15 protein-coding genes are annotated in these 16834 nt (G+C 56.7%); 4 read left to right on the top strand and 11 right to left on the bottom strand.

The genetic code is table 11. The annotated features are described in order from the left end of the window. Positions 1 to 21 precede the first annotated feature (21 nt). Positions 22 to 777: a GNAT family N-acetyltransferase gene (locus tag A3L10_RS07315; protein WP_088867010.1), complete on the top strand. Its 756-nt coding sequence runs from the start codon at positions 22 to 24 to the stop codon at positions 775 to 777. A 10-nt stretch (positions 778 to 787) separates the two neighbouring features. On the opposite strand, the gene A3L10_RS07310 is transcribed toward A3L10_RS07315, so the two are convergent. Together A3L10_RS07310 and A3L10_RS07305 are read right to left on the bottom strand one after the other, a co-directional pair. Beyond that, the gene (locus A3L10_RS07310) at positions 788 to 2131 is read right to left on the bottom strand and encodes a cyclic 2,3-diphosphoglycerate synthase (protein ID WP_088181060.1); all 1344 of its coding nucleotides are present in this window, start codon (positions 2129 to 2131) and stop codon (positions 788 to 790) included. 189 nt (positions 2132 to 2320) lie between these two features. Further along, entirely contained in the window at positions 2321 to 2758 is a 438-nt protein-coding gene (locus A3L10_RS07305; protein ID WP_088867009.1) for an aminoacyl-tRNA deacylase, read from the bottom strand. Between the two features lie 65 nt (positions 2759 to 2823). Between A3L10_RS07305 and A3L10_RS07300 the strand changes: the two genes are divergently transcribed. After that, positions 2824 to 3297, top strand: coding sequence for an alanyl-tRNA editing protein (locus tag A3L10_RS07300; protein ID WP_088867008.1), 474 nt, complete (start codon positions 2824 to 2826; stop codon positions 3295 to 3297). 34 nt (positions 3298 to 3331) lie between these two features. Then, a complete protein-coding gene (locus tag A3L10_RS07295) occupies positions 3332 to 4012 on the top strand; it encodes a hypothetical protein (protein ID WP_157726913.1) in 681 nt (226 codons plus the stop codon). Positions 4013 to 4033: 21 nt separating this feature from the next. On the opposite strand, the gene A3L10_RS07290 is transcribed toward A3L10_RS07295, so the two are convergent. The 6 genes from A3L10_RS07290 to A3L10_RS07265 are packed head-to-tail and all read right to left on the bottom strand — an operon-like array spanning position 4034 to position 9479. Continuing rightward, positions 4034 to 4822: a DODA-type extradiol aromatic ring-opening family dioxygenase gene (locus tag A3L10_RS07290; RefSeq protein WP_088867006.1), complete on the bottom strand. Its 789-nt coding sequence runs from the start codon at positions 4820 to 4822 to the stop codon at positions 4034 to 4036. A gap of 4 nt (positions 4823 to 4826) precedes the next feature. After that, the gene (thrC, locus tag A3L10_RS07285; RefSeq protein ID WP_088867005.1) at positions 4827 to 5957 is read right to left on the bottom strand and encodes a threonine synthase; all 1131 of its coding nucleotides are present in this window, start codon (positions 5955 to 5957) and stop codon (positions 4827 to 4829) included. A gap of 1 nt (position 5958) precedes the next feature. After that, positions 5959 to 7050: an eCIS core domain-containing protein gene (locus A3L10_RS07280; protein WP_088867004.1), complete on the bottom strand. Its 1092-nt coding sequence runs from the start codon at positions 7048 to 7050 to the stop codon at positions 5959 to 5961. Positions 7051 to 7091: 41 nt separating this feature from the next. Then, positions 7092 to 7694 carry an archaeal proteasome endopeptidase complex subunit beta gene (gene psmB / locus A3L10_RS07275; protein WP_088867003.1) on the bottom strand — a complete coding sequence of 201 codons (603 nt, stop codon included), beginning with the start codon at positions 7692 to 7694 and terminating at the stop codon, positions 7092 to 7094. Positions 7695 to 7740: 46 nt separating this feature from the next. Continuing rightward, positions 7741 to 8466, bottom strand: coding sequence for an ABC transporter ATP-binding protein (locus tag A3L10_RS07270; protein WP_088867002.1), 726 nt, complete (start codon positions 8464 to 8466; stop codon positions 7741 to 7743). Further along, entirely contained in the window at positions 8463 to 9479 is a 1017-nt protein-coding gene (locus A3L10_RS07265) for a FecCD family ABC transporter permease (RefSeq protein ID WP_088867557.1), read from the bottom strand. The genes A3L10_RS07270 and A3L10_RS07265 overlap by 4 nt, the downstream gene beginning before the upstream one ends. Positions 9480 to 9566: 87 nt before the next feature. Between A3L10_RS07265 and A3L10_RS07260 the strand changes: the two genes are divergently transcribed. Then, positions 9567 to 11516: a hypothetical protein gene (locus A3L10_RS07260; protein WP_232460958.1), complete on the top strand. Its 1950-nt coding sequence runs from the start codon at positions 9567 to 9569 to the stop codon at positions 11514 to 11516. Positions 11517 to 11527: 11 nt separating this feature from the next. Here A3L10_RS07260 and nurA read toward each other — a convergent pair whose 3' ends face one another. The 3 genes from nurA to mre11 are packed head-to-tail and all read right to left on the bottom strand — an operon-like array spanning position 11528 to position 16834. Beyond that, entirely contained in the window at positions 11528 to 12838 is a 1311-nt protein-coding gene (nurA, locus tag A3L10_RS07255; RefSeq protein ID WP_088867001.1) for a DNA double-strand break repair nuclease NurA, read from the bottom strand. Positions 12839 to 12840: 2 nt separating this feature from the next. After that, complete coding sequence (gene rad50 / locus A3L10_RS07250) at positions 12841 to 15498, bottom strand: DNA double-strand break repair ATPase Rad50 (protein WP_088867000.1); 2658 nt, start codon at positions 15496 to 15498, stop codon at positions 12841 to 12843. Continuing rightward, on the bottom strand, positions 15488 to 16834 hold the full coding sequence (gene mre11 / locus A3L10_RS07245; RefSeq protein WP_088866999.1) for a DNA double-strand break repair protein Mre11: 1347 nt from the start codon (positions 16832 to 16834) through the stop codon (positions 15488 to 15490). Before mre11 ends, rad50 begins: the two co-directional genes overlap by 11 nt.

Genomic DNA, 16834 nt, shown 5'->3' with positions numbered 1-16834 from the left:
TTCTCCGGGAGTACGGCTCTCATGGACTTTAAAACGGCACTGACCGAGTTGTACCTCAGGGACCCAACCGGAACGCTTCCGAACGCCCTCTGGAAGACCCTGGCGATGCTGGACGGGATGGAGACCCTTCTGGACGTTCGCGGAGGGGAAGTCATCCATCTGGAGGCCAAGAGGGGCAGAGGGATCTACGTTTACTGGGACTCGAACGGCGTTCCCCCCGATATTGAGGGACTGGATTTTGTACTTCTGCATGAGAGGCTAGCTAGGGCTTTAGACCTGGAGGAATTTTATGTTGAGAGGTACTTCAGGCTCGTTCACAGGGGCGAGACCCTTGAGGCACCGTCACTGCCGGCGGGCTTTGCCTTCAGGGAGGTGGACGTCCCTGCGGAGGCCCGAGAGGTTGCGGAGTTCATAAACCTCTGCTACGAGGACATCCATGTGGGTTCTGGTGAAGTCAAGTCGTGGACCGCTGGGCCGGCGTTCGACCGGTCGCTCTGGCTCTGGATTCTTGATGGTGAAGAGCCTGTTGCCCTTGGGATAGCCGACTTTGACCGCTCCATCGGTGAGGGCTCGCTGGAATGGATACAGGTTCACCCATCCTACCGCGGGAGGGGCCTCGGGAAGGCCCTTGTGTTTGAACTCCTTCGCAGGCTGAAGGATGCGGCCTTCACGACGGTTTCAGGCCAGCTTGACAACAGAACAAACCCGGAGGCGCTTTATAGGCGCTGTGGCTTCGAAGGAAACGACGTCTGGCTGGTTCTGAGAAGAAGAGAATGAAAAAGAAGGATCACTCCTTCTTGACGTGCTTCTCGACGAAGTCCTTGAGGATGTCCCTGAGCTTCGGCTCGCCGATCTCCTCGAGCTCGTACCTGACCCTGACTGCCGGCTTGTTGAGCTTCATGACGCGGCGGAGGTCGATTGGGGTTCCGATGACGACCACGTCGGCATCTGCGCGGTTGATGGTCTCCTCAAGCTCCTTGATCTGCTTGGCGCCATAGCCCATGGCCGGCAGGATGACGTCAAGGTGGCTGTACTTCTTGTAGGTGTCGATGATCGAGCCGACGGCGTAGGGCCTCGGGTCGATGATCTCCTTGGCGCCGTACTTCTTGGCAGCGACGTAGCCTGCACCGTACTTCATGCCGCCGTGGGTGAGGGTCGGGCCGTCCTCGACGACGAGAACGCGCTTGCCCTTGATGAGCTCCGGCTTGTCCACGTAGAGCGGTGAGGCACCGTCGATGACGATGGCGTTCGGGTTGACCTTCTCGATGCTCTCGCGAACCTTCTGAATGTCGTCCCTGTTGGCGGTGTCGATCTTGTTGATGATGATGACGTCGGCTGCTCTGAAGTTGGTCTCACCTGGGTGGTACTTGAGCTCGTGGCCGGGCCTGTGCGGATCGGTGACAACTATCCAGAGGTCCGGAACGTAGAACGGGAAGTCGTTGTTTCCGCCGTCCCAGAGGATTATGTCAGCTTCTTTCTCGGCCTCGCGGAGGATCTTCTCGTAGTCAACGCCGGCATAGACCACCATGCCCCTGTCGATGTAGGGCTCGTACTCCTCGCGCTCCTCGATGGTGCACTCGTACTTGTCCAGATCCTCGTAGCTGGCGAAGCGCTGGACGATCTGCTTCCTGAGGTCGCCGTAGGGCATCGGGTGCCTGATGGCGACGACCTTGTAGCCCATCTCCTGGAGGATCTGGGCGACCTTTCTGCTGGTCTGGCTCTTTCCGCAGCCGGTTCTGACGGCAGTGACCGCTATGACCGGCTTGGTGCTCTTTATCATGGTGCTCTTCGGGCCGAGGAGCCAGAAGTCGGCACCGGCTGAGTGGGCCCTGCTGGCGAGGTGCATGACGTGCTCGTGGGAGACATCGGAGTAGGCGAAAACGACGATATCGATGTTGTGCTCCTTGATAATCTTCTCCATGTCATCCTCGCTCCAGATGGGAATCCCGTTCGGGTAGAGCTCACCGGCGAGCTCGGGCGGGTAAACCCTTCCCTCGATGTCAGGAATCTGAGTGGCGGTGAAAGCTACCACCTCGTACTCAGGGTTGTCCCTGAAGAACGTGTTGAAGTTGTGGAAGTCCCTTCCGGCGGCGCCCAAAATGAGAACCCTCTTTCTCTTCTTTTCGGCCATGTTGACCACCTCAAAAGTTGTTAATCTGGCACTGGTGTATCGTTTTTGGCATTTATAACGGTTTTTGTTTAATGGTGCAAGCTTCTGGCGTGAATTATTCGGTGGGGACTTCAGTGAACTGAAAAACATTCAAGCGCCGCTGGATAATCTCCGTTTGAATTTACCTGTGGGGTTAATAACCTGGCCCGGTTATTCCCTAACGTCCATTACCTCCGCCCGTTGGTACTCGATGATCCTTTCGGGCCTTATCCTGATGAGCCTGTCGACGGCCCCTCCCCCGCCGATGACGTGCTCGTTCTCCAGAACCCGCGGGTCGATTATCGTCCTGAGCGGCACGCCGACGGGAGGAACGCCTCCGACCTCGTAGCCAGTGAGTTCCTTGACTTCCTTCGCTCTGGCGAACCTGCACTTTCCGAACCTTTCCTCCAGCTTCGGTAGGCTGACCCGCGACTCGCCGTCAACTATGACGAGAAGGGGCTCACTCTCGCTTATGATGACGAGCGACTTTATAACCTGCTTTCTGGCAACGCCTGCCTCCCTCGTGGCCTGTTCGACGGTCTTGACTGGCCTTCCAATCTCGAGAATTTCGGCCCCCAGTTCCTTCGCGATTTCCTCGATTCTTTTCATACCAACACCCAAGCCGAGTACGGCGCAACCGTTAATAAGTCCTCCGAGAAGATGGAACGATGCCTATGTCGTCGGTTGAGGTTAGAACCCACACTGCCCTGCACGTGGTCAAGGGCGCCGTCGTCAAGGTTCTGGGTGAAAACGCCAAGTGGACGGCGAGCGTTTACGTGGATGGAAACCACGGGAGATTAACAGTCAAGTTCGACAGGAAGCCAACGCCCGAGGAGGTTGCCGAGATAGAGCGCCTCGCCAACGAGAAGGTAAAGGAAAATGCACCGATTCGGGTTTACGAGCTGCCCAGGGACGAGGCCGAGAAGCGCTTCGGAGAGGACATGTACGACCTCTTCCCGATTCCGCCGGAAATAAGAACCCTCAGGGTCGTCGTCATAGAGGGCTGGAACGTCAACGCCTGCAACAAGGAGCATACCGCAACGACGGGAGAAATCGGGGAGATAAAAATCAGAAAGGTCAGGTTCAGGAAGAGCAAGGGGCTGCTTGAGATAAGCTTTGAGGTAACACCACATAATACTCGGGCATAAGTTTTAAATATTATCTTGTCCAATAGTTCTATTGGTGATACCAATGGTAGAAAGTGAATACTGCTATGTCCCATTTGAAATCCGCGACTTGGAGAAATTTCTTCAGGAGCGTGGAAAAAAAGAAGACTGGAACGAGTTTATGGACAAAGTAGATGAGATATTTTCAAGCATTCTTGAACCTTATGAAGAACATATAATGGGATGCATTAAGGAAACAGAAAAGTTGTTAGCTAGATATGAGGGTGACATAGAGACTTATAGAGAAGTTTCGCACAGGCTCTCCTTTTTAACTGGTGAACTTAATAGAACTTTAAGTACTCTCTGGCATCGCGTGGTTGGCTGGGAAGTAGAGGAGATAATAAAAGAAGAGAGATGGCCAAGAAGATGGAGAATTGTTAGAAGAAGAGAATGGTTGGGGGACCTTGGTGAACAAATCTTGGAATTGCTACGTGTGTATAATTTGAGACATTATATAAGTGGCTGGCTCGATAGAAGACGTAAAACTTTTGAAGACTTCCTTAGCGTGCTTTTCTTTGAAAAAACTTGGAAGTGGCTCTTGAGGATCATCTCTGAGCTTGAACACATCCTGACTAAAATGAGAAAACAGTTGAAAGGAATGAACTTCCACGAAGCTCCTACATCATTCTCTTTCTCCATAGGCGTTGGGGTTCCACCTAGTGTTTCTGTATCCTATGGGGTAGGCTGGGACTTATGAAATTTTTTCTAATTTCTCCTATTACTTTCTCACCCACAGCGCTCCAGCCATGCCGAAGTATGTTGGACATGCGTAGGCGGTTTCCCTCACCTTCATCGGGACCCTCTTCAGGAGGCCGTAGAGGACGAGGAGCTGCCAGTAGCTGTCCACCAGGGCTTTTCTCACGAGCTCTTCGGGAATTTCCATGAGCCTCTCCAGCCTGTTTTCAGAGAGGATCTCCATGACGAGCTTGTCGTACTCCTCGCTCTCCTTCACCTTTCCATACGGGCCGTTTTCATCGTGCCCGTGCCCGTGGTCGGCGCTGGCTATGAACGCCACCCTCTTCTCGCTCCCCTCTGCGACCTCCGCGATAATCTCGCCGAAGCGAACGAGAACTTCTCTGGACACATTTCTGGCTGGCGTCAAGAGAACGAGCGGCCTCTTTTCGAGGAACTGCAGGGGTATAAGCTCTCCCCAGCTCAGAGGCCACCGGGAGTACTCACCGCTCAGTGCGGCGAAGTTCATGTCCACCACGGGCAGGCCGGCACTCTTCGCCGACTCGTAGATTTTCCCCGCGAGCCCTCTCTCGGTCTCCCATTCTCCGGGCAGTTCCTTTCCTTCGAAGCCGAGCCATGAGACGAGATGCTCGGCCATGACCACGCCGAGGTGGTCGCTCATCCGGACGTTGTGCGGGCTTATGAGGACGTAGGCCTCAGCTCCCTTGAACTCCTCACCGATCTTTCTGAGAACCTCCGCGAGTTTTCTCGTCTCATCGTCCTCCGGCTCTAAGACGGGGTTCCCGTGGGGCATAACCGCGGCTCCAATCAGCATGGTATCACCTCAAACAGCTTTCCAGCATCTCGAGCGGGCACTCCTTAATCCCTCCCTGTGGAGCGCTCTTGAGGGTTTTCAAGCCCGAGCCGGTGAGTATTGAGACGACCTTGGCCCCTCTTGGAAGGTCGAGCCTCTCCAGCGCCGCTATGCCTGTCGCGCTCGCCGGCTGGACGAAGAGGCCTTCGCCGGCGAGCTTCCTCTGAGCTTCGAGTATCTCACCGTCGGAAACGGATACACAACTCCAGCCGAAGTCCCGCATGAGCCTCAGAACCGCGTTCCCGCTCGGCGGATACGGGTTGGCTATGGCCTTGGCTATGGTCTTGGGGTTCTCAAAGCGCTCGATTTTTGCTTTACCTTCCTTAAATGCCCTGCATATCGGCGAACAGCCCTCCGCCTGAACCGCTATGAGGGTTGGGAGGTCATCGATGAGCCCGCTCTCATGGAGCTCGATGAAGCCTTTGGCTATTCCCCGGAAGAGCCCGCCCGAGCTGGTCGGAATCAGAACGTAGTCCGGGCTTATCTCCTCGGCTATCTCGAAGGCGATGCCCTTGTAGCCCTCGATTCTGAAGGGATTGTCCGAGTTCATGAAGTAGACCCCGAGCCTTTCTCCCAACTTCAGGCTCTCGAAGTAGAGCCTCCCGTAGTCGCCGTGAACCCTGATGACCTCGCCGCCGTAAACCGAAACGGCCTTCAGCTTCTCGTCGCTCGCGCTCTCGGAGACGAGAATCTTCGCCTTCAACCCGAAGCGGGAAGCGTAGGCCGAAACGCTCGCCGCCATGTTTCCTGTGGAGACGGTTCCAACGGTCTTGTAGCCAGCCTTTAGGGCATGGCTCATCGCCAGAAAAGTGCCCCTGTCCTTGAAGCTCCACGTCGGGTTTACTGTCTCGTTCTTGAGGTAGAGCTTCACTCCAAGCTCTTCGCCGAGTCCCGACTTCACAAGGGGTGTGTCGCCCTCGCCGAGGGAGAACTCCAGTGCCGGTTCCACCGGCCAGAAGTCCCAGAACCGCTCCCAGACGCTCTTTCCTATGTACGGTTCGCCAGTGAACCTTTCAAACTCGACAGGCTCGCCGCATTCACACCTCTGAACAGGTTCGTCGTGGGTTTTCCCACAGATGGGACAGACCAGCTTCACATCAGTCCCTCCTTTCGGCGATCAGGAGAACGGAGTTCCTTTCAATCCTTATCGTGTAGTTCGCATAGGTGTTGCCCTCTGCAAGCTTGGAGATGGTTTCCCCAAAGATCTTCGCGGCGTTCTCGCTTGAGAAGACGACCTTCCACTGGAGGAGGTAGCCCGTCGCGTTCTGGGTCAGGAGGAGCTTATCCCCGCGCCACGCACTTGAGACGTTCCAGGCGGTCTCGTTGTCAAGCTTCGCAACGTCCCTGAGGAGGAGGTAGACGTAGTACTCGCCGAGCCTGTCTTCCTTGAGAATCCGTGAGTTCGGCGGTGCGCTCAGGGTGACGTTGAGGGGGGTAACGTTTTCGAGGTACAGCTCCGGATGCATGACCTGCTGCGCCGAGACCGGATAGCGGGTGTATGCCTCGTTAACGAGCTTCCAGCCGCCTTTCTCGTAGAGGTACCTCACGAAGCGGTCGCCGAAGACGTAGGGGAAGATGTGGAGGTCCGTGAGTGGGTTGCCGCTCAACGAGCGTATCTTGTGAATCGGTATCCCGTTCCTCTCGCAGTAGAGGTCGGCGACGAGGTCTGCGTCGCCCTCGATGAGGGACTGGACAGCTATGGTGCCGTCGTAGGTGTCGGCGCCGTACTTCGCGTCGAACCACTGCTTCTGGAGCACGTGAACGCTCTCGTGAGCTATCGTCCTCCTTGCGGTATCCTGGTCGGACATGAAGTTCTCCTGGATGATGTAGATGGTATCCCCCACCGTTGCGGCTATCCAGTTGGCGCTTCTCTCCGTCTCCTTTTTGATGTACTGGTAATCCGGGGGAAGGAGAAGGGTCATCTTGTAGGTCAGCTCCTCGGTTCTCATCCTCTCGATGTCCGCTTTGCCGGGCTTCCATTTGGCCAGGGCCTCGCTCTTCGTGAGAACCACTATCTTCGGCCTCTCCTTGAATGTGAGGTTCCTTATCTCCTGAACCTGGTCGAGTATCCCGTTTACTTCTCCGAGAACTGTGCTCGGGTTGACGGTTAGTCTCTCAGCTGCGTAGAGCGCCGAGACGAGCAGGACTATCAGCCCAAGAACCGCCAGCTTTTCTGGGAGATTCCGCATGTTACCAACTCGAAAAGGGAATTAAAAAGAGCTTTGGTGATTCACTCCTTGAACTCGACGAACTCCTCCTTCATGCCGTCCTTCGTTATGACGACGACCTGAATCTTCCTGTCGCCGGTGTAGACATCCCTCTTACCCGCGGTCTTGACGGCCCTGATGGCGAGCTCCCTCGCCTCTTTTACGCTTATGTCCTTCTTGAAACCATCCTCAAGGACGGCTATGGCGAAGGGGCTTCCCGAACCCGTGGCTGTATAGTCGTCGAAGATAAGCCCTCCCATCGCGTCGAGGTTCGCTAAGGTCGGCTCCTCAACGTGGCCGCCTATGATTATCTGGACGAGGTAGGGGAACCACTTGTTCTCGTTGAGTATGTTGCTGAGCAGGTTCGCCATGGCCTTGGTGCTCATGGGCCTGTTCCAGGTGAACTGGTAGTATCTGGCTTCAGCCTCAAGCATTCTCGCCAGTGCCTGAACGTCGCCAACGCTTCCCGCGGTGGTTATCGCTATCCTGTCGGTGATAGGGACTATCTTCCTGATGTTGAGGGTCTCGACCATGTGGTCGAGGGAAGCCTGCGTATCCGCGGCCAGAACGACACCGTCCTTGGCCTTTATTCCCACGGTGGTGGTGCCGGTTTTCTTCGTTTCCATTCTCTCACCCCTGACACATCTTCTCGCCTGACGTTTTAAACCTTTGCTAGACCCTCGCTAGGAGGACTCTGTGACCATCTACCTCCGTTATCTTGGCCTTCACGCCGTAGACTTCCTCGATGGTCTCGGGCTTCAGCTCCCCCGGCTTCCCCTCCCAGTGCTTCCGCCCCTCGTGGAGGAGCATCAGCCTGTCCGCGTAGCGGAGGGCTAGGTTGAGGTCGTGGAGAACGGCTATGACTATTCTTTCCCGGCTCATTTCCTTCAGGAGCTCCATTATCTCAAGGGCGTGGTTTATGTCCAGGTGGCTCGTCGGCTCGTCCAGGAGAACCACTTCGCTTCCCTGAGCTAAGGCCCTCGCTATCAGGGCCAGCTGGTATTCGCCGCCGCTTAACGCTGTTATCTGCTCCTTTCGGCGCTCCCAGAGTCCGACGCGCTTTAAAGCTCCCTCAACGCTTCCCCTCGTTGCATAGGTGCCGAGCTCGGCGAACTCCTCTATGGTGAAGGCGAACTCGGGGAATGAACTCTGGGGAACGTAGGTTATCAGTTTGGCCCTATCCTTGGGCTTAAGCTCAAGCAGGTTCGTCCCGTCGAAGGTCACGTGGCCCCTCGGCCTGAGGATTCCGACCAGGCACTTGAGGAGGGTTGACTTTCCAGCTCCGTTGGGACCGATTATGGCCAGAAGCTCTCCCCTCTCGGCGGTGAACTCCACCTCTCTGAGGACTTCCTTCTCGCCGTAGGCGAAGGAAACTTTGACCTCCAGTCTCTCACTCATGAGTACAGCTCACCCCTCTTGTGCTTCATCAGGAGGTAGAGGAAGAAGGGCGCCCCCATGAGGGCGGTTATGATGCCAACGGGAAGCTCGGTGGGCTTTGCCAGCGTCCTCGCCAGCAGGTCCGCGAAAACCAAAAGGGCGCCTCCGAAGAGGGCACTCGCTGGGGTCAGGCTTTTGTGGTTCGGGCCCAGGAGGAGACGCATTATGTGCGGACTGACGAGGCCGATGAAGCCGATTATTCCCGCGGTCGAGACAGCGAAGGCCGTTAGGAGGGCTATCGCCCCGATGAAGAGTTTTCTGTAGAGGTGGACGTCCAGACCGAGGGCGATGCTCTCCTCTCCGAAGAGTATCAGGTTCAGCTCCCTCCACTTCCACACGAGGAAACCGACGCCGAGCAGAGAGACCACGAACATCTCGCCAACGTCGCCCCAACCGGCGCCGTTGAACGTCCCCATGAGCCACATCCAAGTTACGTGGGCCCTTTCGCCTTGGCTTATGATGAGGTACCATGTTACCGCGCTCGCCAGAAAGCCGTAGGCTATTCCCGCCAGGAGGAGTGTGTCAACTGGAACGTGGCCGTCGACCTTCGAAACAGTGTAGACCACAAAGACCGAGAGGATGGCGGAGACCAGGGCGAAGGAGCCCATGTGCGCGGGTGCGTAGATGGCCGCAAGGGCGGCGCCTATTCCAGCCCCGGCGCTCACGCCTATTATGTACGGGTCCGCCAGCGGGTTTCTGAAGAGCGCCTGGCTGGCAACGCCCGCCGAGGCGAGTGAGAGCCCGACCAGATAGGCCAGCAGAACCCTCGGGAGGCGAAGCTCCCACACGATGATGAAGGCCTTCGGTCTCTCCCCGGGATTTATGGACGGGAATATTCCCGATAGAGCTGATTTTATCCCGTAGGCCACGCTGGCCGTTACGTCTGAGGGGTTCAGACTGACCGAGCCTACGTAGACGCCGAGGAAGCCCGCGATGATCGAGAGGGCCAGCAGAGTTGGGAGCCACTTTTTCATGGGCATGGATTATTTGTCCAGGCGTTTAAATCTTTCGGGCTAAATATAAATAGTTCGGAAGCGTTACCTTATGTTGGTGAGGACACTATGGATAAACTCAAAGCGGTTTTTGCAATACTGTTGCTGTTCGGTATGCTCCTTCCACCGACATCCTCTGCTGTGATAGTCTCTGAACTGCGGCCGCCTATAATAATCGTGGGCAACATCCCCAAGGATTTCGTCGTTGGCCCCTACGAGGAGTTCACGGTGTACTTCTACATAGCCGATGACTTTGGGGTTACCGTGGGTAATGGCAAGGTTGAGGCGTACTACAGGATAGACGACGGCGACTGGAAGCCGGCCTACGTCAGAACCGCCGCGGCCGGTGAGAACTGGTCCCTCTACCAGTCGATAATACACCGCTTCTACGGCGAGAGCCAGAACTTCTACGTCTTCTATCGCAAGATAAACCTGCCGGGAGCACCACCCGGAAGCAGGATAGAGTTCAAGATAGCCGTCACGGACGTCGAGGGCCACACCTCCTACAGTCCGGTTTACTCCTACTACGTTGCCAACCCCGGCGGGCCGAAGGTTCTTATAGTTGACCCCTCGGTCGAGGCGATGGCCTTCGAGAAGTCCCTGGATTCGCTGATGACCCAGTTCAACGTCTCCAGGAGCTTTTACCACTACAACCTCTCGGACTTCGAGGCCGTTGCCGAGCCCCTGACCAAGCTCAAGCCCTGGATGCTCGCCGAGCACCACTGGGAGGGCCTGGCCAAGTACTACAACATAAAGATAGTCTCCCCGGATGAGCTTTCCGACGCCCTGCAGAGCTTCCAGCCCCAGGTGGTAATACTCTCGAACCTCTGGCTCCCGGAGTGGGGCCTCTCCGAGGATCAGATTTCGGCCCTTGAGGACTACCTTGAGACTCACCACGCCGGGCTTGTGGTCACGTCAGGGACCCTGTTCGACGCCACCAACCCGCAGCACATCGGGAGCGTGGACGAGCCGGGCCTGGCGAAACTCCTCGGTCTCGACCCGCTGATCCTCGCCGACGCGGCCAAGGGCGAACTCAACCTCACCCAGGCCTCTGCCATGGTTCCCTTCATAAGCACCGGCTACTCCCTCGTGCTGTCGGAGGAGGGACCCTTCCACGGCGGCACCGTGGATGTCGACACTTATTCAACGGTTGGATGGCAGTACGTCCTCTCGTCCACACACTTTGGGATAGCCAAGAGGAGCGTCTCACGCTTCGCCTCGGAGAACGGCCTCAGGATGCGCGAGATGGGCGAGTCCATCAAGAACCTCACTGGCGTGCAGTTCAACTTCTCGCTGTCAGCGTCAATGGTACTTCCGGAAGTCCTCGCTTCCATGGAGGTTACTGATAAAGGCGTTGTGATGAGCCACAACGGCATGGTGGCGGAGATTCCCGTCGAGAGGAAGCTCCTCGAGCGCGTCAGGCTCCTCCATGCCCTCAAGGGTTACGCCCCGATGCTTCTGGCCCGCACCAGCGACTACAGCGGTGGAATACTTGCCACCGAGGGCGACTACCGCGCAGTCTACAGCTCCGTTGAGCTTGAGGCCGGTAGTGCGGAGGAGCTCTCGGTTCTCAAGGAACTGGTGGACTGGACCCTGAACTACGAGCCCGTTCAGATGCCAGAGGTCGTTATCCTCGCCAACGACATTGACTGGGGCATCAAGGGCAACCTGCTGGCGGCGGAGCTCGGTGCATTTGGCCTCTCGGTGAGGCACGTCACCGCCGACGATTTCGAGGCCTACAAGGACTCGAGGATCATCGTAATCCTCGGCGGTCCGGACGCCTACGACGGTGTTGGCGGCTACGTCAGGCAGGTTCTCAGTCCCGGCGAGCAGAGTGCGGTGAGAAACGGAGAGAGGGGCATGTTCGTCAAGACCAACGTCTGGACCGAGGGCCAGGTGGTCGTAGTCCTCGCGGGACAGGATAGATGGGGGACTGGAGGAAAAACAAGGGACTACATGAACGGCCTCGACCAGTCGTATCTGAGAATCCTGGCGACCTTCAGTGCCTCGGTTTCCTGAGCTTTCTTTTTTTACTCCAGCGGGCTCCTTCCGTACTTCAGGAATACCCTCAGCTCTGGACTTTCCGCCTTTATTATGTTGAGCAGCGCAGCCAGCTCTGCCTCGAAGGCCTTCTTCTCGATTTTCACTCCCTCGTGGGCCCTCTGGAGCGGCCTGAAGTAGCCGTTCCTCTCGTGCCAGAGTATCTCAGCCAGCAGGTCGTCGTCTATCTCCCTGTTGCTCTGGAGGAGGTATATGACGCCGCCCTTCATGGTGCGGATGTAGGCCATTGGAACGCCGTTTTCTATGAAGTGCTCGACCTTGGGGAACCGCTTCCTCAGAACCTTGGGCATCCTGTGGCTTATGGCCTTCCCTCCCTGGGTTATCACGTAGTAGCCCGCCCTCTCCTCGCCGTAGGTCTTTCTGAGGTATGCGTCGAGGTACGGTACGTCAACGATGTCTATGCCGAGCTTTTGGGTCAGCTTTCTGTTGTAGAAGCTCTTCGCCACGTAGACGAGGTTCAGGTGCAGGAGCTTCTCCAGGGAATACAGGTACTCCAGGTAGCCGAGAACGACGTGGACGGCGTTTCTGGCGTCGTCGAGGGAGAGGCGCTTGCTCTCGGCGTACTCCTCGAGGTTTTCGAGTATCTCCGTGGCCTTTACGGTGTCTTCCTCTTTGAGGGCTTTCCTGATTTCCCTGAACGCGCCGTCGTAGTTGACGATCTCCTTCCCCTCCATGGCCCTGTAGTACTCGGCGTACTCTTCAAGAACCCTGTCGGCCAGGATCACGTCGCCGTTTATCCTGCCGTCCCTCGTCAGTTTTCTTTCCAGCTCCCCGTAATGTTCTCTCAGCTCCCCAACGAAGCGCTCTATAAGCTCCTCAAGGCGCTCGTCCCCGAGGGCACTCTTTATGGTCGTTATCCCCCTCACACTCTCCGGATAAACGGGCGGCCTCGTGAGCGAGCCGGTCAGCGTTCCGTCCATCATGACGTAGTCCACACTGCCAATCTTCGCCGCAAGGTAGCCCAGCTTGTTCTCAAGGGTCTCCATCTGGAGGCGGATTATCTGGTCGGATATACCCTGGTTGTAGAGCATGGCGTTGGTGTAGACCAGCCTGTATGCCGGACCGTTGCCGAAGGCGTAACTTGAGACGGCGTAGAAAATCGTTCCGCTGAGCCTCTGCTTTCCCTGGCTTCCATCGATGGCATAGACTTTGCTCCCCCTTCTCTCCGGCAGCTCGCGCCACTCTATGGTTTTCAGCTTCTCCTGCGCATCGGCGTAGCCCCTCTGGAGCATCCGCTTTATCCTGTCAACGCTCGCCCTGTCTATGAGCCTGTACCCCATCGTCACACCCCCAGCTCGACCTCTTTGACCACCGAGACGCCGTTCTCAAGGCTCACCCGTATTACCCTGTCGGCGGCGTCTTTCAGCTCTTCGTCGTGCGAAACGACTATGACCTGCGGTATCTTCCTCAGGTAGCGCTGCATTATGTCGACGAGCCTTCTCCTCCTCTCGTCGTCGAGGTAAGGTGTTGGCTCGTCCAGGATGAGCAGGCTTATCTCTCCCGCGAGATAAAGCGAGAGCGCCAGCCGGAAGGCCAAGCCTAGGGCTATCCTCTCCCCACCGCTGAGGAATCCGAGGCCGTATTCCCTGCCGTTGTACAGCACCCCGAGCCTTATCTTGTTCTCCTCCGCCTTCACGGTAACCCCGGAGTACTTCTCCTCGGTCAGCTCCTCGAATATCTCGCTGGCTATCTCGCCGACCTTTGCCAGTGCCCCCTCCTTGAGCATGGCCTTGTAGCGCCTCACCTTCTCCCTGAGCTCCTGAACCCTCTCGCGGGCCTTCTTAAGCTCCTCAAGTTCCTTTGCCTTCTCCTTTCTGCGGTCCTTCTCCTCCTTGAGCTTCCTGAGGTTCGCCATGGTCTCGTCGCGCTTCTTCTCTAGGGCCTCCAGCTGGGCCTTCTTTCCGGCCAGCTCTTCCCTGAGCGAGGCGAAGGCTTCCCGGGTCTTTTCGTGCTCCTCCCTGCTGTAAAGCTTCTCTTTCTTTGCCAGCTCATCCATCAGCGCCTTCAGGGCTCTGCTCTCGGCATCCAGGCTGCGTTTTACCTCCTCAAGCTCCAGCGTGAGCCGCTCCAAGTTATTCTTCTCCCTCTCGAACTCTTTCTCGGAGTTCTTCAGTTCGAGGTAGCGCTTGTAGGACGGTTCAAGCTCGGCAAGCTTTTCGTCGAGCTCCTCTATCTTGGAGAAGCCCATCCCCTCGAGCTCTTCATCGAGCTTCCTCAGCTTCTCCTCGATCGACTTGAGTTTTCCCTCGGTGAGTGTCCTCTTCTTTTCGAGGGCCTTCGCCTTCTCAAGCTCGGCCTTCGTGCTCTCCAGCTCACCCTCGAGCCTGCTCAGTTCGCTCTTCACTCCCTCGTATTCCTCCGCCTTTTTCCTGAGCTTCTCAAGGTCGTGTCCCTTCAGCTTCTCCTCAAGGCCGGCTATCTGGTCGAGGAGCTCCTTGGCGGCTATCAGCTCGTGCTCCCTCTTCAGAACCTTCTCTATCCTGACAAGCTCGCTCCTGAGCTTCCTCTCCCTCTCGTCGAGTTCCTTCAGAGACTGGGAGACATTCTTAAGCTCGGCCTGGTACTTCTCGATTATCTCCTTCCTGTGCTTCTCGGTCAGCTTTCTGCCGCAGACGGGACATTTGCCCTTGGCCTTCTTGAGCTCCATTATGGCCTTGTTCCTTTCCTTGGCCAGGTTTTTCAGTCCACCGCGCTCCTCGTTTATCTCGTTTAACTCAACCTGTATCTCCTCCTTCCTCCTCTTTGCACCCTCGACCTCGGCGGAGAGCTTTTCTATCTCTTCTCTGGAGAGCTTGAGGCGTTTTCTGAGGCCTTCCAGCTGCGACGACATAGATCTGGCATCTTCGTATGCCCGGGCGTCCTTTTCGAGCCTCTTGAGTTTCCTTTCGAGCTTGCCCCTCTCTTTCTCCAGCTCCTTAAGGCGCTTCTCCAGTTCACTCAGCTCGGCGAGGCGCTCCTCTATCGCCGAAATCTGTGCCCTGTAGTTCTCGGCGAGCTTCTCGTTTCTGGCCTTCTCGTCCACATAGCGCTTCCTGAAGTTCGAGAGCTTCAGGTAGAGCTCGGCTTTCTCCTTCAACTTACGGAACTCCTTCACCCGCTCCTCCAGCTCACGCAATCTTTGTTTGCTCTCGGCTATGCGTTTCTCAAGCCCCTCCAGCTTCGTCTCAAGCCGCTTTCGGTTCCCTTCCCTCTCCTTGGCCTCAAGTCTGAGGGAGTTTATCTCCTTCTCCAGGGCATCAAGCTCCCCGAGCTTTTTCTCCACCCTTTCCAGTTCCTTCTCCAGCTTTGGAATCTGGGGGGAGAGCTCGTTTATCTCTTTGAGGGCGTTTGAGAGCTCCCTTTCCATCTCCCCAATCAACTCGTCGAGGTTTTCCGTGCTCTTCAGGTAGTCCTCCGTCGATTTTATCCTGCGTTCTATCTCTTTCCTCACTTCGAGGAGGTTCTTGTAGGCGTTTTCATACCTGTCGAGGCCGAGAACCTGGCGGACGACCTTCTCCCTGCTCTCGTCGCTCTCAAGGATGGCATCGATCTCCCCCTGCCTTATGTAAATCGCGTTGAGGAAGACGTCGTACGGAACGAGCTTCTCCATCCAGTCCCTCACGGCCTTCTGGCTCGTCTCCGTGGCGTGCTTCCAGGAGCTTCCGTCGTGGTACTTGGCGAAGGCCATTCCCCTGGTTATGTTCCTGTGGAGCTGGTATTTGATGCCGTCCTTCTCGAAGAAGACCGTTATCTCCGTGGACTTTCCGTCCACCCTGAGTATGTCCTCCTTTCTGAGGTCTTTGGGCTTGCTCGGCCAGTAGAGGCCGACGAGGAGTGCATCGAGAAGGGAGCTCTTTCCAGAGCCGTTCTGTCCGATTATGAGGTTTATCCCGCTCGTGAAGTTAACCTTGGTCAGCCCGTGGGAGCGGAAGTCCTTGATTATGAGCTTTTCAATCTTCATCTCCACCACCGATCCAGGCGAGAATGCTCGTCGGCTTGCCCTTTGGCCTGGGTCTCTTCGCCTTCTGGGCCTTTTCGGGCTTCCTCTCTTTCTTCAGGGGTTTTTCCTCCTTGGCCGGGGCGGGCTCTTCGCGCTTCTCCTCTCCCGGCTCTTCCGGCTTCTTCCCTTCCCACTCGCCCAGGAACAGCTCGACGACGGCATCGAGGGCCTCGAACTTCTTCTCACCGGTCAGCTCTATCGCCCTTAGCTCCGCTGGGGTGAAGTACTCAGCCGGCTTGGGCACCTCTCCGCCGGCGGCAGTTTTCAGCCTCCTCTCGAAGCGCGTTCTCAGGTAGAGGTACTTAACCTCCAGAATCTCCTGGAAGTGGGAAACGTCGTAGGGCTTTTCCCAGCGCAGGTCGAGCCTTACGAAGGCTTCTCTTGGTATCTTGCTCCTAAGGCGCTTCAGTTCCCTCTTGGCGGTTTCCTCGTCGGCTTTCATTTTAATGTCTATGAAGGGCCTCACGTTCAGCTCGATAAACCTGGGCTTCCAGTCCTCGACTATGTAGAAGCCCTTCCTCGTGCCGGCTTCCGGGGTGAAGCTCCTCCCGTTCCAACGGTACCTGAGCTCGTAGTCCCCGAAGTCCCATCGCTGGAGCGATCCAGGATAGACCAGCGTCCCTATGTCGTAGCTCGTGACGAACTCCCTGTGGATGTGGCCGAGCGCGTAGTAGACGTAGCCCTTTGGCAGGTCTTCCATCCTCAGCTCGAAGTAGTCGCGCTGGCTCTCGGGGATTACCCCCATCATCTTCTCTATGAGCTCCTTTATCCCCTGATGGAGCATCAAGATGGCGTCTCCCTCCGGCTTGAAGATTTCCTCCAGATGGTTGCGCTCAAGCCAGGCGGCGCTCATGTACTTCAGCCCGTGAATCTCGACGGTCTTCCCACCCCTCTCAAAGACGCCCTTAACGAGGTATTTGCCCCCAAGCCTCTCGCTCGTCAGGTATTCATTCTCAACCTTCTCGTCCCTCAGACCGACGAGGTGGAGCAGACCGAGCCCCTCGAGGAGATGGTACGCGGAGACCTTCCTCTGCGTTCTGTCGTGGTTTCCCTCTATCGCAAAGACGGGAATTCCGGCTTCCCTCGGCTTTTCCAGTACCTCTATCGCGGTCTTTATGGTTTCTGGACTGGGCCGGCTTGAGTGGAACAGGTCGCCGGCTATGAGAATGAAGTCCACTTCCTCCCCTACAGCCCTTTCCATTGCCTCCCTGAAAGCCTGGGCAAATTCCTCGGCGCGGTAGGGAAGGCGGTACTGCTCGAAGCCGAGGTGGACATCGGCCATGTGGGCGAACTTCAT

This window comes from Thermococcus radiotolerans, from assembly GCF_002214565.1.
GTDB lineage: Archaea > Methanobacteriota_B > Thermococci > Thermococcales > Thermococcaceae > Thermococcus > Thermococcus radiotolerans.
Note: the sequence above shows the minus strand (reverse complement) of the source record. Positions and strands in the feature narration are given on the sequence as shown.